At 68.6% G+C, this 23,149-nt stretch carries 16 protein-coding genes; 5 read left to right on the top strand and 11 right to left on the bottom strand.

Annotation, left to right across the window (positions count from 1 at the left end; genetic code table 11):
* Positions 1-7: 7 nt before the first annotated feature.
* From ACH4D5_RS30275 to eccE, 9 genes are all read right to left on the bottom strand, one after another.
* Positions 8-346 carry a trypco2 family protein gene (locus ACH4D5_RS30275; RefSeq protein ID WP_398308543.1) on the bottom strand — a complete coding sequence of 113 codons (339 nt, stop codon included), beginning with the start codon at positions 344-346 and terminating at the stop codon, positions 8-10.
* A 207-nt stretch (positions 347-553) separates the two neighbouring features.
* Entirely contained in the window at positions 554-1,540 is a 987-nt protein-coding gene (locus ACH4D5_RS30270) for an ABC transporter ATP-binding protein (RefSeq protein WP_398308541.1), read from the bottom strand.
* 61 nt (positions 1,541-1,601) lie between these two features.
* Positions 1,602-2,630: an ABC transporter ATP-binding protein gene (locus tag ACH4D5_RS30265; protein WP_398308539.1), complete on the bottom strand. Its 1,029-nt coding sequence runs from the start codon at positions 2,628-2,630 to the stop codon at positions 1,602-1,604.
* On the bottom strand, positions 2,627-3,559 hold the full coding sequence (locus tag ACH4D5_RS30260; protein WP_398308538.1) for an ABC transporter permease: 933 nt from the start codon (positions 3,557-3,559) through the stop codon (positions 2,627-2,629). Before ACH4D5_RS30260 ends, ACH4D5_RS30265 begins: the two co-directional genes overlap by 4 nt.
* On the bottom strand, positions 3,556-4,650 hold the full coding sequence (locus tag ACH4D5_RS30255; RefSeq protein ID WP_398308536.1) for an ABC transporter permease: 1,095 nt from the start codon (positions 4,648-4,650) through the stop codon (positions 3,556-3,558). Before ACH4D5_RS30255 ends, ACH4D5_RS30260 begins: the two co-directional genes overlap by 4 nt.
* A 3-nt stretch (positions 4,651-4,653) precedes the next feature.
* Positions 4,654-6,579 carry an ABC transporter substrate-binding protein gene (locus ACH4D5_RS30250; RefSeq protein WP_398308534.1) on the bottom strand — a complete coding sequence of 642 codons (1,926 nt, stop codon included), beginning with the start codon at positions 6,577-6,579 and terminating at the stop codon, positions 4,654-4,656.
* Between the two features lie 547 nt (positions 6,580-7,126).
* Positions 7,127-10,345, bottom strand: a complete 3,219-nt coding sequence (locus ACH4D5_RS30245) for an SCO5717 family growth-regulating ATPase (RefSeq protein ID WP_398308532.1) — start codon at positions 10,343-10,345, stop codon at positions 7,127-7,129.
* Between the two features lie 296 nt (positions 10,346-10,641).
* Positions 10,642-11,409: a hypothetical protein gene (locus ACH4D5_RS30240; protein WP_398308531.1), complete on the bottom strand. Its 768-nt coding sequence runs from the start codon at positions 11,407-11,409 to the stop codon at positions 10,642-10,644.
* Complete coding sequence (gene eccE / locus ACH4D5_RS30235; protein WP_398308529.1) at positions 11,409-12,740, bottom strand: type VII secretion protein EccE; 1,332 nt, start codon at positions 12,738-12,740, stop codon at positions 11,409-11,411. The genes ACH4D5_RS30240 and eccE overlap by 1 nt, the downstream gene beginning before the upstream one ends.
* A 205-nt stretch (positions 12,741-12,945) precedes the next feature.
* On the opposite strand from eccE, the gene eccB reads away from it, so the two are divergent.
* Together eccB and mycP are read left to right on the top strand one after the other, a co-directional pair.
* Positions 12,946-14,478 (top strand): type VII secretion protein EccB, encoded by a 1,533-nt coding sequence (gene eccB / locus ACH4D5_RS30230; protein ID WP_398308527.1) that lies wholly within the window; start codon positions 12,946-12,948, stop codon positions 14,476-14,478.
* An 18-nt stretch (positions 14,479-14,496) separates the two neighbouring features.
* Positions 14,497-15,756: a type VII secretion-associated serine protease mycosin gene (gene mycP / locus ACH4D5_RS30225; protein WP_398308525.1), complete on the top strand. Its 1,260-nt coding sequence runs from the start codon at positions 14,497-14,499 to the stop codon at positions 15,754-15,756.
* Positions 15,757-16,360: 604 nt separating this feature from the next.
* Here mycP and ACH4D5_RS30220 read toward each other — a convergent pair.
* On the bottom strand, positions 16,361-18,622 hold the full coding sequence (locus tag ACH4D5_RS30220) for a hypothetical protein (protein WP_398308523.1): 2,262 nt from the start codon (positions 18,620-18,622) through the stop codon (positions 16,361-16,363).
* Entirely contained in the window at positions 18,622-19,134 is a 513-nt protein-coding gene (locus tag ACH4D5_RS30215) for a hypothetical protein (RefSeq protein WP_398308521.1), read from the bottom strand. Before ACH4D5_RS30215 ends, ACH4D5_RS30220 begins: the two co-directional genes overlap by 1 nt.
* 349 nt (positions 19,135-19,483) lie before the next feature.
* Here ACH4D5_RS30215 and ACH4D5_RS30210 point away from each other — a divergent pair, with 349 nt between their 5' ends.
* The 3 genes from ACH4D5_RS30210 to ACH4D5_RS30200 all read left to right on the top strand — a co-directional run bounded on the left by ACH4D5_RS30210 (position 19,484) and on the right by ACH4D5_RS30200 (position 23,141).
* Complete coding sequence (locus ACH4D5_RS30210) at positions 19,484-19,885, top strand: hypothetical protein (RefSeq protein WP_398308519.1); 402 nt, start codon at positions 19,484-19,486, stop codon at positions 19,883-19,885.
* Between the two features lie 1,579 nt (positions 19,886-21,464).
* Entirely contained in the window at positions 21,465-22,736 is a 1,272-nt protein-coding gene (locus ACH4D5_RS30205) for a S8 family serine peptidase (RefSeq protein ID WP_398308517.1), read from the top strand.
* A 66-nt stretch (positions 22,737-22,802) separates the two neighbouring features.
* Positions 22,803-23,141, top strand: a complete 339-nt coding sequence (locus ACH4D5_RS30200) for a WXG100 family type VII secretion target (protein ID WP_398308515.1) — start codon at positions 22,803-22,805, stop codon at positions 23,139-23,141.
* The last annotated feature ends 8 nt before the right edge of the window (positions 23,142-23,149 follow it).

The following is a 23,149-nucleotide window of genomic DNA, read 5'->3' as shown; positions in this document are numbered from 1 at the left end:
CCGCTTCTCAGCGCCCGAAGGAGGGTTCCAGGGAGTTGGTCTCCGGCGGATCCTCGTTGCTGATCAGGAGCGGGTTTCCGGTACGGTCCCTCGGCGTGAGGACGAGCTTCACGTGGTGCACGTCCTCCTTCGCGAGCCTACCGGAGGCGCCCGCCGACACCACCGTGCTCAGCACCCGCCCGAGGCCCGCCTTGGCGGTGGCCTCCCTGGTGAGGGTGACCGCGAACTCCAGCTCGATGGGCCCGACCTCGAACTGCACATTGCTGCCGGCGCCTGCGACAGCCGCTTCCAGCAGCTCGTCCCGGAGCGCCTGGACGGCCTCGCCGACCCCGATGGGCTCACTCATCCGACCCTCAACTCCTCGCCGTGCACGTGCAGTCGGCACACTTTACGGCGTGGGAGTCGCTCGTGCGTGGGCGGCGAGGAGGTCTGTACCGCTACTTCGCCGGCTGGGGCGAGCGGTGGACCGGCCTGCCGCCCGAAGAACTCCCCTGTCCTGGCGACCGGCCCCCTGTCCTGGCGACCGGTCCCGTGGGCTCCGGGGCGTGGCGCGCTAGCGTGCCCGCGCCCAGTGGCAGGCGACCTGTGTCTCGCCGCCGCCGGACAGGACCGTCAGGTCCTCCCCTCGGCAGCGGTCCGCGACGCCGGCCCGCTCCGCCTCGCCCGAGGCCAGCACCTGGCACCGCGCATGGAACCGGCACCCCCCGGGAATCCGCGACGGATCCGGCGGCTCACCCGTGAGGACCACCGGGTCGCCGGGTGCCTCGGGGAGCACGGACAACAAGGCCTGCGTGTAGGGGTGTTGAGGTGCCGTCAGCACCTCCTCCACTGTCCCCGTCTCGACGATCCGGCCCAGATACATCACCGCGACCCGGTCCGCGATGTTCCACGCGAGCCCCAGATCGTGCGTCACCACCAGTGCGGAGAGGCCGAGTTCGTCCCGCAGCCGGAGCAGCAACGCCAGGATCTCGCCGCGCACGGACGCGTCGAGGGATGCCACCGGCTCGTCGGCGACGATCAGTTCGGGTTCGAGGACCAGCGCGCCCGCGATGACGACGCGCTGGCGCTGGCCGCCGGAGAGCTCGTGCGGGTAGCGCAGGAAGAAGCGGTCCGGCGGGCGCAGCCCGGCCCGGGACAGCGCCTCGGCGACCGCGGCCCGCTCGTCGCCCCCGTACCTGTGGATGCGCAGCCCCTCCGCCACGGCGTCGTACACCGTGTGCCGGGGGTTGAGCGAGCCGCTGGGGTCCTGGAGGACCAGCTGGACCCGCTTGCGGTACGCCTTGAGGGCGCGGCCCGAGTAGTCCAGCGGCTTGCCGCCGAACGTCACCCTGCCGGAGGTCGGCGGCACCAGGCCGAGCAGTGAGCGGGCCAGGGTCGTCTTGCCGCACCCCGACTCGCCGACCAGCGCGACGATCTCGCCGCCCCTGATGTCGAGGTCGACGCCGTCCACGGCACGGGCGGTCGGCGCGCCGCGGCGGCCGGGGAAGGCGATGTGCAGGTCGGCGGCCGACAGCAGCGGACCGGCGGCTTCGGTGGTCATGTGCGGCTCCTGGTCGCGAGGGCGGTCGGTCCCGAGGGCCGATGGTCACGGGGGCGGGCGGTCACGACGTGCGCTCCGCCGTCGCCGGCGCCGACGTGGGCTGGGCCGGGAGCGGCGCGCCCGCGTGGACGCAGGCCGCGCGGTGGTGCGGGCCCGCGTCCCGCAGGGCCTGGTCCTCCGTGGCGCAGGATTCGAGCGCGACCGCGCACCGCGGGTGGAACGTACAGCCCGTGGGCAGCGCCGACGGGTCGGGCGGGTCGCCCGGCAGGCCGCGCGGGGCGAACCGCGACGCCGTGTCGCCGATGCGCGGGAAGGCGGCCGACAGGGCCTTGCCGTAGGGGTGCCGCGCGTTCTCGTACACCTGTGTCGCGGGGCCCTCCTCGACGACGCGGCCCGCGTACATCACGGCGAGCCGGTCGCAGGTGTCGGAGAGCACCGCCAGGTCGTGGCTGATCATCATCAGGCCGAGGTCCTGCTCGGCCACCAACTGCTCGATCAGGCGCAGGATCTGAGCCTGGATCATCACGTCCAGCGCGGTGGTCGGCTCGTCGGCGATGATCAGCCGGGGGTCGCAGGCGAGCGCCATCGCGATCATCACGCGCTGACGCTGGCCGCCGGACAGCTCGTGCGGGTACGCGTCCGCGCGCGCGGCGGGCAGCCCCACGTGTTCGAGGAGCTCGCCCGCCTTCTTCTTCGCGCCCGCCTGTGTCGCCTTCCTGTGCAGCATGATCGGCTCGGCGATCTGGTCGCCGATGCGGTGCACGGCGTTCAGCGAGTGCATCGCGCCCTGGAAGACGATCGAGGCACCGGCCCAGCGCACCGCGCGGACCCGCCCCCACTTCATGGTGAGGACGTCCTCGCCGTCGAGCAGGATCTCGCCGGACACCTTCGTGCCCGCGGGCAGCAGCCGGAGCAGGGCGAGCGCGAGCGTGGACTTGCCGCAGCCCGACTCGCCGGCCACGCCGAGCTTCTGGCCCGCGTCGACGTGGAGGTTGACGCCGCGGACGGCGGCGGCGCCGTTCGCGTACGTCACTTCGAGGTCGCGCACGTCGAGGAGCCGGTGCCCATCGGTTTTCTGTACGTCGTTCAACGGGTGGCCCCCAGCCTGGGGTTGAGCACGGATTCCACGGCGCGGCCGCACAAGGTGAACGCCAGCGCGACGACGGCGATGGCGAGACCGGGCGGCGCGAGGTACCACCAGTGGCCGGCGCTGACCGCGCCCGCCTCGCGCGCGTCCTGGAGCAGCCCGCCCCACGACACGCTCGTCGGGTCGCCGAGGCCGAGGAACGCGAGCGTCGCCTCGGTGAGGATGGCGCCGGAGATGACGAGGGTGGTCTGCGCGAGGACGAGCGGCATCACGTTGGGCAGCACGTGCCGGGCCATGATGTGGCCGTGGCCGCCGCCGAGCGCCTGGGCGCGTTCGATGTACGGGCGCGACTCGACCGCCAGCGTCTGTGCGCGGACCAGGCGTGCCGTGGTCGGCCAGGTCGTCACGCCGATCGCCAGGATGATCGTCCAGATGGAGCGGGACATCACGGAGGCGAGGGCGATCGCGAGCACCAGCGTCGGCATCACCAGGAACCAGTCGGTGACGCGCATGATGACGGTGGCGTACCAGCCCTTGAAGTGCCCGGCGGTGATCCCGACGAGCGTGCCGATGGCCACCGAGAGCACGGCGGCGAGCAGCCCCACGGACAGCGAGATGCGCGCGCCCCACACCAGCAGGCCCAGCAGATCGCGCCCGAACTGGTCGGTGCCCAGCGGGTACGAGCCGCTCGGCGACTCCATCGGCGCGCCCGGCGCGTCGGTCACGCTCTGCGCGTCGGAGCCGACGAGCAGCGGCGCGAAGACCGCGGCGAGGGCGATCAGGACGAGCGCGGCGAGGCCGAAGAGCCCGGCCTTGTGCGTGCGGTACTCCCGCCAGAAGCGGGCCGCGGAGTGCCTGCGCCGGGTCCGGGCGAGCGACCGCGCGCTCTTGACCGGCGCGGCGGGTGTGGTCGGTGCGGATTCGGTCGTCATCGGCCCACCCGGGGATCGAGCAGCGGATAGATCACGTCGGCCAGGGTGTTCATCAGGATCACCGCGGCCGAGAAGACGAAGAACAGCCCCTGCACCAGCGGCAGGTCGGGCACGCTCAGCGCCGCGTAGAAGAGCCCGCCGAGCCCCGGCCAGGAGAAGACGGTCTCGACGAGGATCGCGCCCGCGACCACCGTGCCGAGGTTGACGAACATCAGCGTGACGGTCGGCAGCATCGCGTTCGGGACGGCGTGCCGGCGCCGCACGAGGTCGTCGCGGAGCCCCTTGGCGCGGGCGGTCGTCAGATAGTCGCTGCCCATCTCGTCGAGGAGCGAGGACCGCATGACGAGCAGCGTCTGCGCGTACCCGACGGCGACCAGCGTGATCACGGGGAGCACCATGTGGTGCGCGACATCGACGACGTACGCGAAGCCGGTCTCGCCCCCCGACTCCAGACCGCCGGTCGGGAACATCCCGGGAATCGGCCCGATCCCCACCGCGAAGGTGATGATCAGCAGCAGGCCGAGCCAGAACGACGGCACGGAGTACAGCGTCAGCGCGAGCCCGGTGTTGAAGCGGTCGCCGAGCCTGCCGTTGCGCCAGGCGGTGCGCGTACCCAGCCAGATGCCGATGAGGGTGTAGAGGACGTACGCCGTTCCGGTGAGGAGCAGCGTCGCGGGCAGCGCCTCCGTGATCTTCTCCATCACGGGGGCGTGGAACTGGTACGACGTGCCGAAGTCGCCGCTCAGGACATTGCCGGTGTAGTCCCAGAACTGGGCCATGACCGGCTTGTCGAGGCCGAACTCCTTGCGCATCGCGGCGAGTTGCTCGGCGGAGACGCGCTTGCCGCCGGTCATCTGCTTGACGGGGTCGCCGGGGATGAGCCGGAAGAGGAAGAAGCTGGTGACGAGCACGGCGAACAGCGACACGGCCGCGCCGCCGAGCTTGCCCGCCACATAGAGGAGGTAGGCGCGGGTGTTGCGGGCGCGCGGCCCGCGGGCCGACGCCGGCCCGGCCGATGCCGGGTCGCCGTCGGCCCCTGGGCCCAGCGGGCCCTCGGTGTCGAGCAGGGCGGGGTTGCTGTCAGCGGTCATGCGTTACTCGCGGTCCTCTGCGGTAGAACGGCGGCGCAGGGCGAACAGGACTCCGCCGCCCACGAGCACCACCGCGGCAGCGGCGATACCGATGATGACACCGGTCGAGCTGCCGTCCTTGGAGGAACTCTTCCCATCCGCGGGGACGGCCGACCACCAGCTCCAATATCCATCCTGGCCGTAGATGTTGCCCGCGGCCTTCGGCATGGTGGTGATGGACTTGATCTGGTCGGTGCGGTAGGCCTCGACGGCGTTCGGGTACGCGAGGACGTTCATGTACCCGGAGTCGTAGAGCCACGACTGCATCTGCTTGACGATCTCGGCGCGCTTGGCGGGGTCGTACTCGGCGAGCTGCTTGGCGTACAGCTCGTCGTACTTCTTGTCGCAGATGAAGTTGTCGGTGGCGGCGCTCTCCTTCGCCTTCTCCGGCAGCGCGGCGCAGGTGTGGATGCCGAGCACGAAGTCCGGGTCGGGGTTGACGGACCAGCCGTCGAAGGCGAGGTCGTACTCACCGGCGTACCAGGGCACGGACACGTCGTCGAGACAGTTGACCTTCAGCCCGATGCCGAGGTCCCCCCACCACTCCTTCAGGTACTTGCCCACGGCCTTGTCATTGGGGTCCGTGGCATGGCACAGGATGCGGAAGTCGAGGGGCTTGCCGTCCTTGCCGACGCGCTTGCCGTCGCTGTTCTTCTTGTACCCCGCCTCGTCGAGGAGCCGGGCGGCCCGCTTCGGGTCGTACGTCAGCTCCTGGCCGGCGGACGGCTTCCAGGCGTACTCGGAGAAGCGGGGCGGGATGTACCCCGCGCCCGCGACGGCGTTGCCCTGGAAGACCTTGTCGACGAGGGCATCGCGGTCGACGGAGAGGAACAGCGCCTGCCGGACCTTCTTGTCCAGCAGCGCCGGATGCCCGTCACCGAACTTCTCGCCGTCCTTCGTCTTCGCGCCGGGGTTGGTGGCGATGGCGAAGAAGCGCCGCCCGGGCCCTTCGTTGACCTTGATGTTCTCGACGTTCTCCAGCGACTTCGCCTGCGCCGGGGTGAGCGCGGGCTGCCCGGCGACGAAGGACACCTCGCCCTTCCTGAGGGCGGAGACGGCGGCGTCCTGGTCCTTGTACGTCTTGAAGACCAGCTCGTCGAACTTGGCGGGCCCGCGCCAGAAATTCTTGTTGGCCTTCAGCTTCACGTACTGGTCGACCTTGTAGTCCGTCAGGATGAACGGGCCGTTGCCGACGACGGGGAAGTCCTTGTCGTTGTTGAACTTCGAGATGTCGTCGACCTTCTCCCAGACGTGCTTGGGGACGATCGGCACGTCGAGCGCGGCCATCGTGGCCTGCGGCTTCTTCAGCTCGATGACCAGCTTGGTCGGGCTGGGCGCGGTCACCTTCTTGAAGTTGGTGACGAAGTTGGAGTTCGCGGTGGCGGTGCCCTCCTTGGACATCACTTTGTTGAACGTCCAGGCCGCGTCCTCGGCGGTCGCCGGCTTCCCGTCCGACCACTTGGAGTCGTCCCGGATGGTGTACGTCCAGGTCAGCTTGTCCGCGGACGGCTTCCAGTCGGTGGCGAACCCGTCGATCGCCTTGTTGTTCTCGGCGTCGTAGTTCGTCAGGTATTCGTACGTCAGCCGGTGCAGGCTGGTGCTGAGCAGCCGCTGGGCGAGGAACGGACTGAGCGAGTCGACGCTCTGCGCCACGGCGACGGTGAGCACCTTCTTGCCGCCGTCCTCGGCGTGCGCCTGCTGCGGGCCCGGGTTGAGCGGCGTGGCGAGACCGGCCGTCAGGGTGAACGCGGCGGCGCCACCGGCGAGCAGGAGGGTGAGGCGGCGGTGACGGTGGTGGTTGCGGTCGCGGTCGCGATCGCGATCGCTGGGACGGTGCGGTGCTGCTGCCTTCGGAACTGCTGGTCTGCCGTGCTGATCTTGTGTGTCCATGGGTCGGTGACCTCGCGTCATCGCTCGCGCAGGGATGGCTGGTTACACGCTGGTGGATCAAGAAGGGTCAGCTGGTTGCTGTGTGTTTACCAGCGCCAGTCTGCACGCGTCAACGGCGGGTGAACCCCATGTGGCCTGCGGAAATAACGAGTTGACCGGGATTTCATCCGCATTGGTCAAGACCACTGACGCATGGCTGGTGAGGGGGTGGCGACGGGGGGAGGGGGGACTTGACCTGGTGGTCCGTTCGGGCGGGGGTGTGGGGGTGGGCTGGGGTGGGGTGGGGCCGGCTGTTTCTGCTGTGGGCAGGTGCTGGTGGTCTGTTCGGGGCGGGGCCGGCTGTTCCTGCTGCTGTTGGCAGGGGTGACTTGCCTGGCGGTGCGCTCGGGGCTGGGCCGCTGTTCCCGCTGTGGGCAGGCGTTCCGCACGGCGGAACGGGTGGGCACAGCCCCCGGTGCCGGGTGCGGGGAAGGGAGGCGGGAACGCCGGTGGGCCCGCACCGGGGGAACGGTACGGGCCCACTGAGGAACTGACGGCGGTTCTACTGCTACTGCTGCGGAGGCGGCGCCTGCTGGAACGGCGCTCCGGGCTGGAACGGCGCACCCGGCTGCACGGGGGGCGGCACCTGCCCGTCCTGGGGCTGGGGCTGCGGCTGGGGCGGCTGCCCCTGCTGCTGCGGCGGGTAGGGCTGCGGCTGCTGAGGTGCGTACGGCTGCTGGTGCTGCTGCGGCTGCTGAGGAACGTACGGCTGTTGGGGCGGCTGCGGCTGCTGCTGCGGCTGCTGAGGCGCGTACGGCTGCCCCTGCGGCTGAGCCACCTGCTGCCCCGGCATCGGCGGAGCCACGTGCGGCGGCGGATTCCCGTCCGACGTCCACAGTCCCTGCTGCTGCTGAGCCCGCACGAAGTCCTCGGCCACCATCGCCGAGAGATTGAAGTACGCCTCCCGCACCTTCGGCCGCATCATGTCGAGGTCGACCTCGGCGCCGGCGGCGAGGTGCTCGTCGAAGGGGATGACGACAACGCCCCGGCACCGCGTCTCGAAGTGCGACACGATGTCGTCGACCTTGATCATCTTGCCGGTCTCGCGCACACCGGAGATGACGGTGAGGGACCGCGAGACGAGATCGGCGTACCCGTGCGCGGACAGCCAGTCGAGCGTCGTCGAGGCACTGCTCGCGCCGTCCACGGATGGCGTGGAGATGATGATCAGCTGATCGGCGAGGTCAAGGACCCCGCGCATGGCGCTGTAGAGCAGGCCCGTACCGGAGTCGGTCAGGATGATCGGGTACTGCTTCCCCAGTACGTCGATCGCGCGCCGGTAGTCCTCGTCGTTGAACGTGGTCGACACGGCCGGGTCGACGTCGTTGGCGATGATCTCGAGCCCGGACGGCGCCTGCGAGGTGAAGCGCCGGATGTCCATGTACGAGTTGATGTACGGGATCGCCTGGACGAGGTCGCGGATCGTGGCCCCGGTCTCGCGCCGCACGCGCCGGCCGAGCGTACCGGCGTCGGGGTTGGCGTCGATCGCGAGGATCTTGTCCTGCCGCTCGGTGGCGAGCGTGGACCCCAGGGCGGTGGTCGTGGTCGTCTTGCCGACACCACCCTTGAGGCTGATGACGGCGATCCGGTAGCAGGACAGCACGGGCGTCCGGATCAGCTCCAGCTTGCGCTGCCGCTCGGCCTCTTCCTTCTTGCCGCCCAGCTTGAACCGCGAACCGCCGCCCGTGGGCCGACTGCTCTTGGCCTTGGTCTTGGTGTTGCGCAGCAGCCGGTCGGAGGACAGCTCGACGGCGGCGGTGTAACCGAGCGGGGCACCCGGGTTGGTGCGCTCCCGCTGATCGTGCCGCACGGCTTGCGGCCAGGCGGCACCGGTACGGGGGTCGACGGGCGGCTGCCCGGGCTGCACCGGCTGTTCCTGGTGCGGGGCCTGAGGCTGCTGAGCCTGCGGCGGCTGGGGAGCCTGCGGCTGGGGCTGAACCGGAGGCTGAGGCTGGGCCTGGGCCGGAAATGCCTGCGGCTGCTGCGGCTGCTGCGGGGGAAGGTGCTGCTGCCCCGGCGCCTGCGGCTGGGCGGGGAACGGCTGCCCCGGGAAGGGCTGCCCAGGCTGAACGGGCTGCTGCCCCTGCGGCGCGGGCGGCTGCGGGAAGCCGTAACCGGGACCGGCCTGGGGCGCCGGGGGAGCCTGCGGCTCGGGAGCAGGAGCGGGGGCCGGTGCGGGCGCGGGGGCGGCCTGCGGGAAGCCGTAACCCGTCGGAGGCGCCGGGGGCGCCTGAGCCTCGGGGGCGGCCGGGGCAACCGGAGCGGCCTGCGGGAACCCGTACCCGGCCTGCGGAGCGTCGGGCGCGGGCGCAGGTGCCGGTGTGGGCGCGGGCGCAGGGGCGGGCGTGGATGTGGGCCAGGCCCCCGGCGCGGGCTGCGGGGCCTGCAGCTGAGCCGGCGCGGGAGAGGGAGCGGCCTGCGGGGCCGGCGGAGTCGTCGTGGGCGCGGGCCACTGCGGCGCGGACGTCGGAGCCGCGGGCTGGAAGGCAGGCGGCAACGGCGGAAGCACGTCCTGCGGCGAGGGCGGCGGAGGCCAAGCGGAAGGCACGGCGTCCTGCACGGCATCGTCGGCAGAGCCAGGCACGGCGTCCTGCGGAACGACATCCTCCGTTACGGGACCGGAGTCACCGTCAGCACCCGCATTGGGGCGAGAATCCGACCCCTCATCCTGCACATCGGACTCATCACCATCGGAGCCCCCCGCACCCACGTGAGCTTCGACCTGCGGGCCCTGCGGAGCCTCTGCGGCCTCGGCCACGACCTCAGCAGCGGCAGCCCGCTCCTCGATCTCCTGCTTGAGGGCGCGAGCGGAGAACCGCATGGTGGCGCCACTCTCGAGGTCACCACTGCCAAGGCTCTCCGCGACAGGCTCAACAGCGGCACGCTCAGAGACAGCAGCACCCTCAGACGCCCCGACACCGGCACCGGCACCGGCACTGGCACCGGCACCCTTATCCGAACCCGCGGCCTCAACCTCGTCGACATCATCGTCGTCGACACCATCAGCACCCTTGGCCTCGGCCAGGGCATCGACCTCACTCTTCGGGACGACACCGGTCACATGGACCGAGGCGGCAGGCCCGGCAACGGCCCCGCTCCAGTCGGCGGCACCGCCACCGGAAGCCACGGGCGGCACGACGGACGGCTTCACACCCTTGTCATTCGGCTCCTCGACACCCGCCACCTCCTCGACCGGATCCGGTTCCGGGGCCGGTTCCGGCTCGGCAGGCTGGAACCCACTACCGAGGGGCAACTTGGGCACGACACTGGGCACGCTCCCCGAGGGCGGGCCCACAGGGGCCGGCGGAGGCGGGGGAGCGGAGAAGGACGGCATGGCGGGCGGCGGCGTGGAGGCACCCGAAGCCCCACCACCCGAACCAACCGAAGCCTCCGCACCAGCCGGAGCACCCGACTCATCCGAACCAGTCGAAGCATCCGAAGCCCCAGCACCCGAACCAGAAGACGCGGATTCAGCCGGAGCCGACACAGGCGGAACAGGGGCGGACACGGGCGGAGCAGGCGCGGCCGGAACGGAGGCGGACGGCGTGGAAACAGGCGGCGCCGAAGGCGTCTCCCCCGCACTGCCCGAAGCGTTCTGCGTGTACCAGGCGGGCGGCGCGTAGTCGATGGTGAACTCGCCCGTCGTCTCGGCAGCGGACTCCGCGTCGGACTGATCATCGACGGGTGAGTCCCAGCCCCCGCGGATCTCGTCCCGATCGCTGTTCACAATGCCTCCTGGTGTGGTCGAGCACCCTCGTGCCGTGGTGGGGGGCGACCGTTCCTGTCGTCCGATCCGCCTGGCTCTCCCCGTTGCCGGACGCGCACCACCCGTTCGAGGGTTCCGGCGATGCGCCCTGTCCCAGCCTAATCATCAAAACCACCAGTACGGCAGGGCAGTCCGCCCCACCCATGCTGTCCATTGCGTCACGCCCCACCCAGGAGCGATCCACGTACATCAAACCGTGACGGACAAATCCCTCAACGGCCGACACCTCACCCCGAATTACCAGAGGCAGGGCCGACTCAGTCCATCCGCCGAGCGGTACCCAACAATCCGGTCTCGGCATCGGTGGCCTGCGTCATCACGTACTGCCGGTCACGGTCGGCACACCACAACGTCACCCCGTCGGCCAACGTCGGCAGCGACTCGACGTCCCCACCCGGCAGCCCCAGCAACCGCCCGATCTGCACCGCTTCATCCGGCGACACTCGCTGCACCCCCACCAGCCGCGCCTGCCGCACCAGCCGAGGCGCGACGGGACTCAGATAGGGCAGCACCGTCAGCACGGACTGCCAGGGCGCGGACACGACCCGCCCCCGAGGCGGCCGCATCCCGCAGTCCCGCACAACAAGCACCGGACTCCCCGCGGAAGCCCCCTGAGGCGGCACCCGCCCCACGTCATGCACACCCATCCCACTAGGCCCCACCCCAAGCGCCCGCACCAACGGCTCCCAGGCCCCGCCCCGCCCGGTCTCCACCGCCACCCGCGCCCCGGTCGCGGCCGCCCGCAACGCGATGACCTGCGCCGTCCACAGCCCGCCGATGAAGAGGATGTCGTACGGAGTGGGGCGATTGACGCCGAGCGTCGCGGGGCTGCCCTGTGCGTCCACGCCGATCACGACCCCGTCGTCCCCGATCGGCAGTGCCAGCGCGTCCACCTGCTCCGCGGAGAGCGAGTGTCTGCCGTGTCGAGGACCGATCAGCCCGAATCCACCCCGCAGAGCAGCGGTGAACGATCCCCTGGCCGGGTCACCCGGAGAACCCGTGACCGGTGGAGTCGAGACAGCCATCAGCGAGCACCCCCGAGCGGCAGCGTCGCCAGCATCCCCGGCAACTGTTCGCGGTCAAGCCGTACCAGACCCGTCCCGGCCTGACGGGCAGCCTGCTCCAAAGCCCGCCGCGCGGCCACCAGTTCGGCGTCCCCGCGGCCCGTCACCCGCAGATGACCGCGCAAGGCGATCTCCTGCCGTGCGCCGCGTCCGAGCGTGAGGCTGAAGGTCGTGGTCAGCGCTGGAACTGCAGTGAGAAGGGCTACGACCTGCGGCAGCGCGGGTCCCCCGGCCCCTCCCAACTGCGGCCAGCGCGCCACCCAATAGGTGGTGTGGCGCCGGTTGTCACACCGCCAAGCACGCGGGGACTCCTCGGTCCTGCGCTCCGGAACCCCGGCCCGGCCGGCCTGAGCCGTCACCAGGGGATTGGCACAGGCGGAGGTTGCGATGGCGGATGCCACCTCTTCCTGGTTCAGGACGGTCACGTGAAAACCCGCTCCTGTGAGTCGACTCGCGAGTTGGTCCGCGACACGCACCACGCACTTCTGTGCACCGGTCAGACCGCCCCCGCGCGCCGCCACGGCCTCGGGGCAGAGTTCCGGATCGAGTTTGAGGGCGATCCAGGTGATCCGCACCGCGGGTGCCCCCGTGAGGGCCTGCAGCGGTGCGTAGTTGCTGACGGCCAGGGACTGCTGCGGAAGGTGCAGCGCGGGGGCGGGCTGGGTGTGCAGAACGATCTGGGCGGACTCGAGCCGGATGCCGTCCACTTCCAGCGCGTCCCGCACCAGGTTCACCGGCAGCGGCTGCCTTCCGCGGTCGGCCCGCAAGGCGGTCACGTCCGATTCCACCTGCAGCATCGCGGTCACGAACGTCCCGTCGCCGATCATTCCGACCTCGCGACGGTCGCGGCCGCTGTAGGCGTACGTACGGAGGGCAGGGTCACACTCGACCGCCGGGGCGAAGGCGGGGTCGGTGCCCGGCGGTACCGATCTCTCCGCGGCGCTGCGTTGCCGGGACTTCAACGCCCGTGCAGTGCCCAGCCATTCATGCACGGGGCGCCCACGGCGACGTACGACGGCCAACAGCACCAACACCGCGGCGACCACGGATGCCAGGGCGAGAGCCAGTGGACCGATGATCCAAGCCGCGACGAGCAGAGCGGCGGCGAGCTCCAGCAGAACGAGTCGTAGTAAGCGGAATGAACCCAACTGGTCTGCGACCGGCCGCAGGTGGAGCGTGGCGGCGGGGCCGGGAACCCCTGACGTATCCGGCAAGCCGCTGCCAACCCGGGGCGGCGTCCGTGTGGCGGACTCCGTACGTCCTCCCCTCCGCCTGCGCGACGTCGAAGCCACCAGCCCCACCCCCGTAACTCTCCCGAACCGCCTTCTTGAGCAAGGTGCTTGGACCTCAATAACCTCACCCAGCCCGCACGTGCGATTACTCAACAGGCATAGTAGGGGCCCGGCCCGACAACGGAGAGCGCGGGCATGGGCGTGACCCGCCACCGCACGAGGAGCAGCAGCCACTCAGGTCGCTCACGGGGAGAACCAGACACGCATGGCATCACGACGGGACGAACTCAACGCGTACATCTTCGCGAAGCGCCGCACGCTGGCCGCGTTCATCCAGCCCTCACCCTCGGGCTCCGAGGAAGGAGCGCCTCGCCCCCTGCGCGCGGTGGTGCCCGGCCTCATCGTCGCGGTGATCGTCCTGGCGGTCTTCGGCGCGTGGGGGATGTTCCGGCCGGCGGCCAAACCCGGCTGGGACAAGCCCAAGGAACACGTCATCATCGCGAGCGACTCGACGACCCGTTACGTCGTCCTGAAAACCCATGGCAAATCCCAACTGCACCCGGTCCTCAACATGGCGTCGGCGAAGCTCCTTCTCGACTCGGGCAAGGGCGAGGTCATCAACGTCGACGAGTCCGTGCTCGACAAGGGCACGATCCCGCACGGCGCCACCATCGGCATCCCGTACGCCCCCGACCGGCTGCCCTCGGCGTCGGAGGCCGGCTCCGCCAAACGCTGGGCGGTCTGTGAACGCCCGGTCGAGGGTGGCAGCAGCATTCAGAAAGCGGCGTTCGTACTCGGGGAGCGTGACCGGAACAGGACCGAGGGCCGTGAACGTCTGCGGGGCGGCGAGCTGTTGTACGTCATGGGACCGGACAAGACACGCTACGTGGTCGACGCCCACGGCAGGGCGTACCGGATTTCGGAGAGGGAGGAGCGTGGGCTCCTGCTGCGCATCCTCGTGGGGTCCGGGCGTGAACCGCAGCGGGTCTCCAAACAGTGGCTCGACACTCTGCTTCCCCGAGACGCGATCGCCTTCCCCGAGATCGACGGCCCCCCAGGTGCGGACGCGAAGGTGCCGGGCCTGCAGGACCACGCGGCTGACAAGGTCGGCATGATCCTCAAAGCGACGGACGGCGAAGGGCCCCAGCACTACGTGGTTCTCCCCGGGCGGATCGCCCCGGTCTCCGACTTCACCGCGAAACTCCTCCTCAGCAGCCCCGACCTGGTCACCCTCGGACAGAACGGCCGGGCCCGGCAACTGAGCGCCGCGGCCTTCAGCCCCGGGACGAAGGAGTTCGGGGCGGAGTACAGATGGCCGCGTGAGAAGCCGAGGACCGCCAACGAAGCGTCCACCACGCGCGGCAGCCGCAACACCGTGTGCAACGTCCTGCGCGACGTCGACGCCGACGACGGCGCGACGACTCTCAGCACCTGGGCAGGCACCGACTTCCCGGCCCCGCTTCCGACCGGCTCGTCCAGCGCGTACGTCACGCCGGGCTCAGGCCAGCTCTACCGGCAGTTCCTCGGCTCCGAGACGAAGGCCGGCGGTGTCTTCCTGGTCACCGACACGGGCCTCCGGTACGCGATGCAGTCCAACAGCGACAGCGCGACCGACGACGCGGGCATCGGCACCTCCGCGAAGCAGCGCAAGCAGCAACAGCAGGAGGCACAACAAGCCCAGACACGCCTCGGGTACGGGGACACGGACGTGACCCCGATCCCAGCGGCCTGGTCCAAGTTCCTGCCCACCGGGCCGCGTCTGTCGACGGCCGCGGCACGACAGCCGCAGGGCTCCTGAGGCATGAGGGGACGTTGCATGACGAACGGTTCCGTTGCGTTCTCGCGCGGCACGAGAAGGGCGGCCGGGGCAGTCACGGCTGCTCTGACCCTCGCAGTGGCGACGCCGACGCCGGCCGACGCCGATCCGTCGTCGTCCGGACAGTGCACGTTCCCCTCCAAGCCCTACGAGGGGCGCCCCTGGTCCCTGCAACGCGTGCTCCTGGACGAACTGTGGCTCCAGTCGACGGGCAAGGGGGTGCGCGTAGCGGTGATCGACACCGGTGTGGACACCAAGAACCCGCAGTTGAAGCCCGCCGTGGACGCGTCCCGTGGCCGCAACTTCCTCCCCACCAAGGACGACAAGGGAGAGAAGATCGAGCGCGGCAAGGCAAACGGCACGACGGACGCGGTCGGTCACGGCACGCGCGTCGCGGGCATCATCGCGGCACGCCCCGCCAAGGGCACCGGCTTCGTGGGCCTCGCACCGGACGCGACGATCATCCCGATCACGCAGAACGACGCGGAGGGCCACGGCACCGCGACGACACTCGCGAAAGCCATAGACCACGCGGTCGACGCCGGCGCGGACGTCATCAACATCTCCCAGGACACCGCCAACGCGGCGAAGCCCGCACCGGAGCTGAAGCGGGCAGTGGACAGGGCGCTCGGCCAGCGGCGGGTGGTGGTCGCCTCGGCGGGCAACGACGGCCTGGGCGGCAACATCAAGAAGACCTACCCCGCGTCCTACGACGGCGTGCTCGCGGTGGCGGCCTCGGACCGCAACAACGAACGAGCCGCCTTCTCCCAGTCCGGCGACTTCGTCGACGTGGCGGCCCCTGGTGTCGACATGATCTCCACGGTCCCGGGCGGCGGCCACTGCGCCGACAGCGGCACGAGCTTCGCGGCCCCGTACGTCGCCGGCCTCGCGGCCCTCATCAAATCCAAGCACCCCACCTGGTCTCCACGTCAGATCACGGCCCAGATCCAACAGACAGCGGAACGCTCGGTACCCGGCCACGACCGCTTGGTTGGCTGGGGCATAGCGGACCCGACCCGCGCCCTGACGGAGGACGAGCACCCCCTTGAGTCCCCGACGCCACGAGAAGGCGTGACCCGCGCGGACGCCCCGACACCCGCGAAGCTCCGTTTGGGTGAGACGTCGGAGGAACGCACAGCTCGGCTTGCCACGTACGTTGTTGTGGGTGCCGTTGTCCTGGTAGCAGGGTTGGGAGGAGTGGGTGTGGCGCTGCGGGACGCGCGGCGGCGTACGCGTCGCCGTGGACGCACAGTGGCCTGAACGGGTGCTTACTTCCCTTTCAGGTGCACACCTCTGAACTCTTTACTGCACGAGTGTAGTTTGTAACCAGCTTTTTCATCGCGTGAGCGTCACTACGGTCGGAAACGAAAACCTGGACCACGGTGAACAAAGCTTGCCGAGGGTGCTCCGGGTCTCTGCAGGAATCCACTCTCCCTACAGCACCGGTTCCTGAGTACAGGTACTTATCGCCGACCTCCACCGGGGGCGAGTCGACGTACGCATGAACGGATGCAACGTCTGTGACGCCGCCCCGTTCGTCCCACCACACTTGGCTGACTCGAAGGGAGACTTTTCCGTCGACCAGGATGTCGCATCGGTCGGTTCCACCGGAAGGATGTTCTTGACGGGAGGAAACCTTCTTACCGTCCGGCAGAAATGGCTCGAGCAGAGCAGGGCGGGTGCCGACTCCACACAAGGAACGGGGAAGCGTGTATTCCCTTCCGCCCCCCTTTTCGGAGCAGGCTGACATCGAGATAGCGACAAGGGAAACCATGAGTAGCGCCTGGCCGGCGCGTTTTCGTGACCGCGGTTCACGGAATCGCAGGGGCAGCACTTCATTCCTTTCCGGCAGTACGAGTGTATGTCAGATTACTGTGTGGAGGTCAGCTGCCATGCGTTCGACAAGTCCCCCGGCTGCCTGATACCCGCCCATTGCGCCAATTCGCGCCGTCTCCCCGATGTAGCCCAAGTCGCTTCTATGGTGCGCTCTGCGCGCATTTTCTGCGGCCTCTTCGCTGTACTTGTTATTCAATTCCAATCCATTTTCCCACCGTTCCCCCATGACGGGGCCCGCCTTCGGTTTCGCTTGCCCTTCGGCATCCTTGAACAGGGATTCCAGGACCATGCTGCTGGCGGTGCTGGCCGCACCCCCGACTGCTGCCCCCGTGATGGGGCTGGCAATGTACGCGGTGCCCACCCCGATCCCGGTGCCGATTCCTCCGGACACGGCATTCTTCCACTGAGAAACGGACTCCCCATACGCCTTGTCGCTGGCTTCTGCAGGTCCCGCTACGGCTTCCTGTCGCCCCATTGCCAGGGTCCCAGAGATCTCGCCAGATCCACGCGCGATTTGCTCGACGCTCTTTTCGGGATTGCTGTTGTAGCGAAGCTCGTCAGGCAAGTCCGGATTCATGTGATAGTCCATTAGGTTGGCCATGTAGGACTTCTGGCCCACTTCTACCGCCGCGTATCCTTCGCTGCTCTGGCCGAGGATAAACAGGAACCGTGTGACATCTCTGTGGCTGAGGGTCGCTTCGGAGCCGGCCAGGGGGAACAGTCTGTCCGTGTCTCGGTCGTGGTCGTCAGTTATGGCTCGATTGATGTCCGGCAGGTATTCCGAAGCGATCTGGCCGACACTGTCCGCCAGGTAAGGGTGGTCGGTTAGTCGCTGCGAGTCCTCGGAAATAGATGACACCAAATTCTCCATGAGCTTGGTCTGTTCTGCATTGTGTGGCATTCGATCCTGCAGTAGTAGCAGTTCACCTGCCGGATGGCCAGTGGTGGCAGCCTCAAGGGCGAGCGCCAGGTTATTGCGTCCCGTGTAGCTCCTTTCGCCTTCAGGGTTGACATCGATCGGCCAATTTCGCTCCTCGAACAGGTACTGGAAGTTGGTCTTTTCCTTGCCTCCGAAGGGGTTGTCCTCGCTTCCCGCCGAAACAAATTTGTCGTTGAAGAACCCCGTCGCGGCGTCAGGGCTGTTCGACAAGCTCTTCAGGTAGCCGGTCAAAGGGTCCCAGCCGGTGTCGCTCTTCGTTCGGTTCAGATGGAAATCTGTGGGTGTACGCTGCCACGCCCTTCCTTCACCGTTCGCTGTCCGTTCCTTCTCAGCTGCCATCAGCCTGGAGCCGTAATCGGTCAGAAACTGGTCATCGAAGTTCCCCCACCGCATGAGGTTGCTCATGACCTGGAACCCCATGGGCCCGCTGTTCCCGACAGGACGGTTCCCGAGGTCCACCACCTTGCTCGTCCACTCGGTCATGCCGAGTGAGTCGCTCTGGGTCGCCGTGGCCAACGTCAGGCTCAGATTCTTCTGAAGGTCGTCGAACTTCTCGTGCCTCGCGTGGTTCAGCTGAGGATTCGCGCTCGGGTCGTTGATGTCGGCCCAGAACTCCAACGTTCCCTTCGCGCCGAGATTGGTGGCGAACCGCTCCGAGAAGAGCTCGTCATCCGCGTACTTCTTGAGGCCGGCATTGAGCCGGTCGAACTCCGCGACGCTCAGGTCGGAGGGGTTCTTCTTCGCCAACTTGGACAGCGCATCGGCTTCCTTGACGGCCGCCACCGCACCGTCCCTGTCGCTGTAACTGGCATCCGAGAACCCCATGGTGCTCTGGTCCGCGATCGCCTGCAGCACCATGCTTGCGGAGGTGTCGCTCTCCGTGGCCTTGTCCAGGATCCTCTGGACATCGTCGCGCAGGGCATCGACGTCACGCTGACCGTGGTCCGGTACCGAAGTTCCCTTCGCGGCGCGATCGGGATGGACGTTCATGGAAACGGTGAAGCCGCCGCCACCGGTCGGCTTCACCGTCAGGTTCTTCTTCGAACCGGCCGCGATCACCCGGACGAGCTCTTCGCTGTGCTTCCGCAGCTCGTCGCGCGTATCCCTGAGGATCTTCCAGATGGTCCTGGCCTGGGTGAGGGCGTCGTCGAACTCCGCGGCCGTCTTGCCGATGAACTCTCGTGAGACGGTGGCGTTGTATCCCGCCCAGTTGGCCTTCTTGGCCGCACCCGAAAGCCCTTTGCCGGCGGCTTCCTTCAGCTCGTCGAGGTTGTCGACCATCCTCGACCAGTCGCTGACTGCCTCATCGAGCAGCTTGAAGTTCGCGAAGCGGAGCGCGTCGAGGTCCATCAGTCGTCCTTCTTCTTGCTCGGCGGGCCGTAAACCGGATTGTCTTTCCCGGGTCCGCCGATCCGTTCGTCGAAGCCCGCGTCGAGCATGTCGATACTGCTCATCTGGCGCCGGATGTAGTGCTCGTCACCGGCATGCAACTTCTTGGTGACCTGCATGTGGTTGGCGATGTGCGCACACGCGTCCCGGAGGGACTTGAGCTGCTCTTCCCAGCGGGTCGACACATGCTGGAGCCCGGCGCCCAGGGCAAAGCCCTGCCCGGTGAGATCGCCCGCCGCCTTGTCGCTGCTGGGGACGGCCACCCGGGCTTCTTTCCACAGGCGGTCGTAGAGCTTGAAAGCGTGATCGCCGATCTTCGCCAGATCAGCTTGGGCGACGCGCAGGTCGCCGTACGAGGCCGGGTCGGGTGCGGTGCTGCCCCCTGTACCCGGCTCGACTTGGTTCAGCTGCATATGCGTCGACTGTCGGTCGGCCGCCTGCGACTTCAGCTGTTCCCACTCGTCCCACGCCATGCGCGAGTCCCTTCCCCGTGGCTGTATGTGCTTCCCCCGGACGGCAGCGCCCGAAGCAACCTAGCAATTGCCGTGTCCGCAAACGGCGTTGTTCGACCGAAGATCGACGGGCCCGCCCCGAACCCACATGGCCGATACCCAACCCGCCCAGCGCGTGCCGCAGTTGGTCGGCACACAGCGTGTGACTAGAGTGACACGGGCGTGACAGGTGACCACCCAGTCACGCCGCGGATACGCGAGGGCTGGGCAGGGTGGGGTAACGGGGAGGGAAGGCCTGGTGCTTCCTACGGACGGGCACGGGGGTACTGCGCCGTCTTCAGGCGCTGATGTCAAGCGCGGGCTGGAGGCGTTGAAGACGTTCCGGCGCCGCATCAACACGATTCTCACGGAGTTCGAAGGCTCGGCAGGCAGTGCGGCAAAGGTCGGCGCACAGAAGGTCTCCCGGGCGTCCTTCAGCGGCACGGGCAGCCCCTTTCCCGAGGCCGACGGACTGTACTCGCAGTACGACCAGGTCCACGAGAGGCTGACCTCGCTCTCGAAGATGCTCGGTGATCAGATCGAGGCCATGGGGATCGCCGTGCACGGCGCGGACGTCGGCTTCGACAACATCGAAGACGATCTGCGTCAGCGCTTCTGGGCCATCCAGACCAAGGTCGACCGTGAGCAGGTGCCGACCGGGCGTGCACAGAGCGGCCGGCCCGACCAGCGAGGCGGTCACGGAAGTGACGAGTCCGATGCCGGGTGGTCGTAGTGGGCTTCGAAGGGCACCGGCTCAACGACATGATCGACCTGGTGGAGCAGGCGAAACCCGCCGATCTGGAGAGTGCGGGCGAGGCGCTCAAGGAGGCGCGGAACGCGATCGCTGCGGCGGCCAAGGAGCTGGGCGAGCACATCGACCGGGTCGACTGGGAGGGCGAGGCCGGACAGGCGTTCCGCAAGTGGGGGAAGAACCTCGTCAAGGACACGCACAAGCTCTCCGACTTCGCTGATGCCGCGTGCGGGCAAATGGCTGCCGCGGCGGCCGGTTTGGCATCAGTACGCAGCTCGATGCCGCCGCGCGACCATCGTGCCGATCCGAAGGCCGTGGAGGACCTCCCCGCTCCGAAGAGGGTCGACGGCAACGAGGAGTACGCCGCCGCCGTCAAGGCGGAGAAGCATCGTCAAGAAGCGATCAACCAGATGAATCGGCTGGCGTCGTTCTATGTGGTGGCGCAGAACGGGATGGCCGAGCAGGAGCCACCCAGGTTCTCTGCGATGCCCGACGTCGGGATGCCGTCGGCTCAATCCGACGCTCCGGGAGCGGCGCCCGGCGCAACTGCTTCGCCCGATGCGGGAGCCGGCCATGCTCAGACAGCAGCCACTCGCCTCCCGGCGGACACGGCGATTGCGGCATCGGGCGATGCCGGGGGTACGGCCTCCGGCGACCCGACGTCATCGCGTATCGCAGTGCCCAGCAGTTCGGCGCCCAGCGCGATCAGTGTCCCTGAGTACCCCGTCGGCACAGAGATCGACAGTGTCCACACTCTGCCCCCACAAACGGTGAATCCGGCACCTGGCCCACAGGCCCAAGCGCCCGGCCCGGTGCCCACGCCCACTGATATGGCCCCTGTTCCTCCGCAGGCCGGCCGCCGCTTCCCTACGACAGGGAACGGCCCCACTGGGCGTGCACCTGGTCCTGCCGGTGGCACGAAGCAGCCGATGCCGGCTTTGGGCCGCCCGGGAACGGGCGGCCCCAGGGGGGCGCACGAGACACCCGGGCGTGGTCCCGCGGTGCCGATGGCACGTACGGATCCGACCGCCCAGGGGCGGAGCAGCACCACAGGACCGGTGACGTCCGGGCAGCCGCCCGCCGGTCGCAGCATCTCCGGCGGCACGCCACGAACGCTCGGTGGACCCGGCCAGCGCCCGGGTGTACCGGACACCACGGGCGCCCAGCGGGCACAGGGGGTGATCGGAGGCCGTGCCATGCCGAATCCCGTGTACGGGTCAGGTGGCTCCAGGACGTCGCGAATCCCCGTTATCGGCGCCGGAGCGGCGCCGCAGAGTGCAGCGGGCAGTCGGCAGGTGCGGCGTGGGGCGGCCCCAACCCCTGGTGGGGTTGTGGGAGCTCCTGGCGAGCGCAGGTCTGCGGCAGCGAGTCGGAAGAGCGGCTTCAGCGCTGGTGGTTCCGGGCTGGTCCGTGGTCCCGCGAGTAGTCGTCGTGACCAACAAGAGAGTGAGCGGGCGCAGCGGCCCGACGACGTGGCCGAAGACGAAGAGATGCGGCTGTCCGGCGAGCGGCGCCATGTGCGGCCGACGAGCGACTAGTTGTGGACGAGGGCGGGCGGGGCATGAAGGCAGAGGTCGGTCGACGTGGCGGACGCGGGGCGTCTCCGTTGAAGGGCGCCGGGCGGCGCATCGCCGCCACATGCTCGGTGGTCGGCGTGCTGACCCTGCTCGGGACTGGGATGGCTCCCGCAGCGGCGGGCGCTGATGTCCACTCGAAGCAGTGGTATCTGGACGCCATGAGCGCTGATGAACTGTGGAAGGTCAGTACGGGGGAGGGCATCAAAGTCGCCGTAGTCGACTCCGGTGTCAGGGTGACTCCCTCTCTGGAAGGCCGTGTCCTGCCCGGAAAGGACATCACAGATAGTGAAGGTGGCGCCACCGATGACTATTCCGGGCACGGCACGACGATGGCTGAACTCATCGCGGGTTCGGGTAAGGGAGGCGGGCTGAGGGGGCTCGCTCCTGATGCTGGGATCATCCCTATTCGCACCGCCCTGGACAAAAAGCTGGGCAAGCGGGATGGCGACAGCCCTGACGCCATCAGAGCCGCGGCCGACAGCGACGCGCACATCATCAGCATGTCCTTCGGCAGTGACTTCATGTCCCAAGCCGAAAAGGCCGCAGTCAAGTACGCCTCGTCAAAGGGAAAACTGCTGTTCGCCTCCGTAGGAAACGATGCGCGGCAGGAGAACTTCATCGGCTACCCCGCTGCATATCCGGGGGTCACAGGGATCTCGGCGGCTGACCGCTCCGGAAAGGTGGCCCGGTATTCCGAATTCGGAGAGTATGTCGATCTCGCCGCCCCCGGCCTCGACATCCCCCGCTGGTGCGACAAGACCTTCCGCTCCTATTGCGATGAAGGAGGCGGCGGTACCAGCGCCGCCACTGCCATCGCCTCCGCCTCCGCCGCCCTTGTCTGGTCCAAGCACCCCGACTGGACCGCCAACCAGGTCCTCCGCGTCCTCATCGACACCGCCGGCCGCGACTGGCCCAAGGACGAGCCCAGTGACTACCTCGGTTACGGACTGATTCGCCCTGCTCGCAATGTCGTCAAGGGCGAGGGGAAGCCCGGGCCCGCGGACGTCGATCCCATCACCAACAAGAAAACCGCCGTGGACGGTGCCGGTTCCGATGGCGGCGGCGGCTCGAAGCCCGACGCGTCGTCGCAGCCCGCGAAGGAGGCGGCCTCGGACGGCAAGGAGACCTCCGCCGCCGAGCAGTCATCGGATGAGGACAGCAGCGACTGGCTGTGGCCGGCCTTGGGCGGCCTCGCCGCACTTGTGGTGATCGGCGGCGGCGCTTTCGCGGCGAAGCGCGCTCGGCACCGCGCCTGATCTCGGTACGGCAGGTTCGACAAGACCCGATACATCTCAGCGAGATTTCACGAAGGGAGTCCAGCCATGTCTGACGGCCGGAAGTTGAACAACGAGCAAGTGGCGCTTCTGAAGAAGGAGATCGTGGGAAAGTACGACTCGGTCCAGAAGCAGCTCAAGCGCCTCCAGGGGACCCTGGACATGATGGAGACCCACTGGAAGGGCATCGGCGCACACGCTTTCGACGGGAAGCAGAGGGAAATCAATGAGCAGATGAGGGCGATCGGCAACATCCTGGTGGACTTCCTCGACGGCATCAGTGGCAACGAGAAGCTCACCGAGGGACTCGAGGACCAGATCCGGTCGACGATGACCGGTATTGACGTCGAGTACGGCGCCAAGCAATCGGCCATCAGCAGTTACTGAATCGGTGG

Source organism: Streptomyces sp. NPDC018029, assembly GCF_044327655.1.
Classification (GTDB): Bacteria; Actinomycetota; Actinomycetes; order Streptomycetales; family Streptomycetaceae; genus Streptomyces.
The sequence above is the reverse complement of the archived record's forward strand: the minus strand, read 5'-3'. Positions and strand labels throughout refer to the sequence as shown.

Excerpts from the sequence above, each read along its gene's own strand:
- ACH4D5_RS30205 (WP_398308517.1), top strand. The coding sequence starts at position 21,465 with ATGAAGGCAGAGGTCGGTCGACGTGGCGGACGCGGGGCGTCTCCGTTG.
- eccB (WP_398308527.1), top strand. The coding sequence starts at position 12,946 with ATGGCATCACGACGGGACGAACTCAACGCGTACATCTTCGCGAAGCGC.
- ACH4D5_RS30240 (WP_398308531.1), bottom strand. The coding sequence starts at position 11,409 with ATGGCTGTCTCGACTCCACCGGTCACGGGTTCTCCGGGTGACCCGGCC.
- ACH4D5_RS30215 (WP_398308521.1), bottom strand. The coding sequence starts at position 19,134 with ATGGCGTGGGACGAGTGGGAACAGCTGAAGTCGCAGGCGGCCGACCGA.
- ACH4D5_RS30250 (WP_398308534.1), bottom strand. The coding sequence starts at position 6,579 with ATGGACACACAAGATCAGCACGGCAGACCAGCAGTTCCGAAGGCAGCA.
- ACH4D5_RS30270 (WP_398308541.1), bottom strand. The coding sequence starts at position 1,540 with ATGACCACCGAAGCCGCCGGTCCGCTGCTGTCGGCCGCCGACCTGCAC.
- ACH4D5_RS30275 (WP_398308543.1), bottom strand. The coding sequence starts at position 346 with ATGAGTGAGCCCATCGGGGTCGGCGAGGCCGTCCAGGCGCTCCGGGAC.
- ACH4D5_RS30260 (WP_398308538.1), bottom strand. The coding sequence starts at position 3,559 with ATGACGACCGAATCCGCACCGACCACACCCGCCGCGCCGGTCAAGAGC.
- ACH4D5_RS30255 (WP_398308536.1), bottom strand. The coding sequence starts at position 4,650 with ATGACCGCTGACAGCAACCCCGCCCTGCTCGACACCGAGGGCCCGCTG.
- mycP (WP_398308525.1), top strand. The coding sequence starts at position 14,497 with ATGACGAACGGTTCCGTTGCGTTCTCGCGCGGCACGAGAAGGGCGGCC.
- ACH4D5_RS30220 (WP_398308523.1), bottom strand. The coding sequence starts at position 18,622 with ATGGACCTCGACGCGCTCCGCTTCGCGAACTTCAAGCTGCTCGATGAG.
- ACH4D5_RS30200 (WP_398308515.1), top strand. The coding sequence starts at position 22,803 with ATGTCTGACGGCCGGAAGTTGAACAACGAGCAAGTGGCGCTTCTGAAG.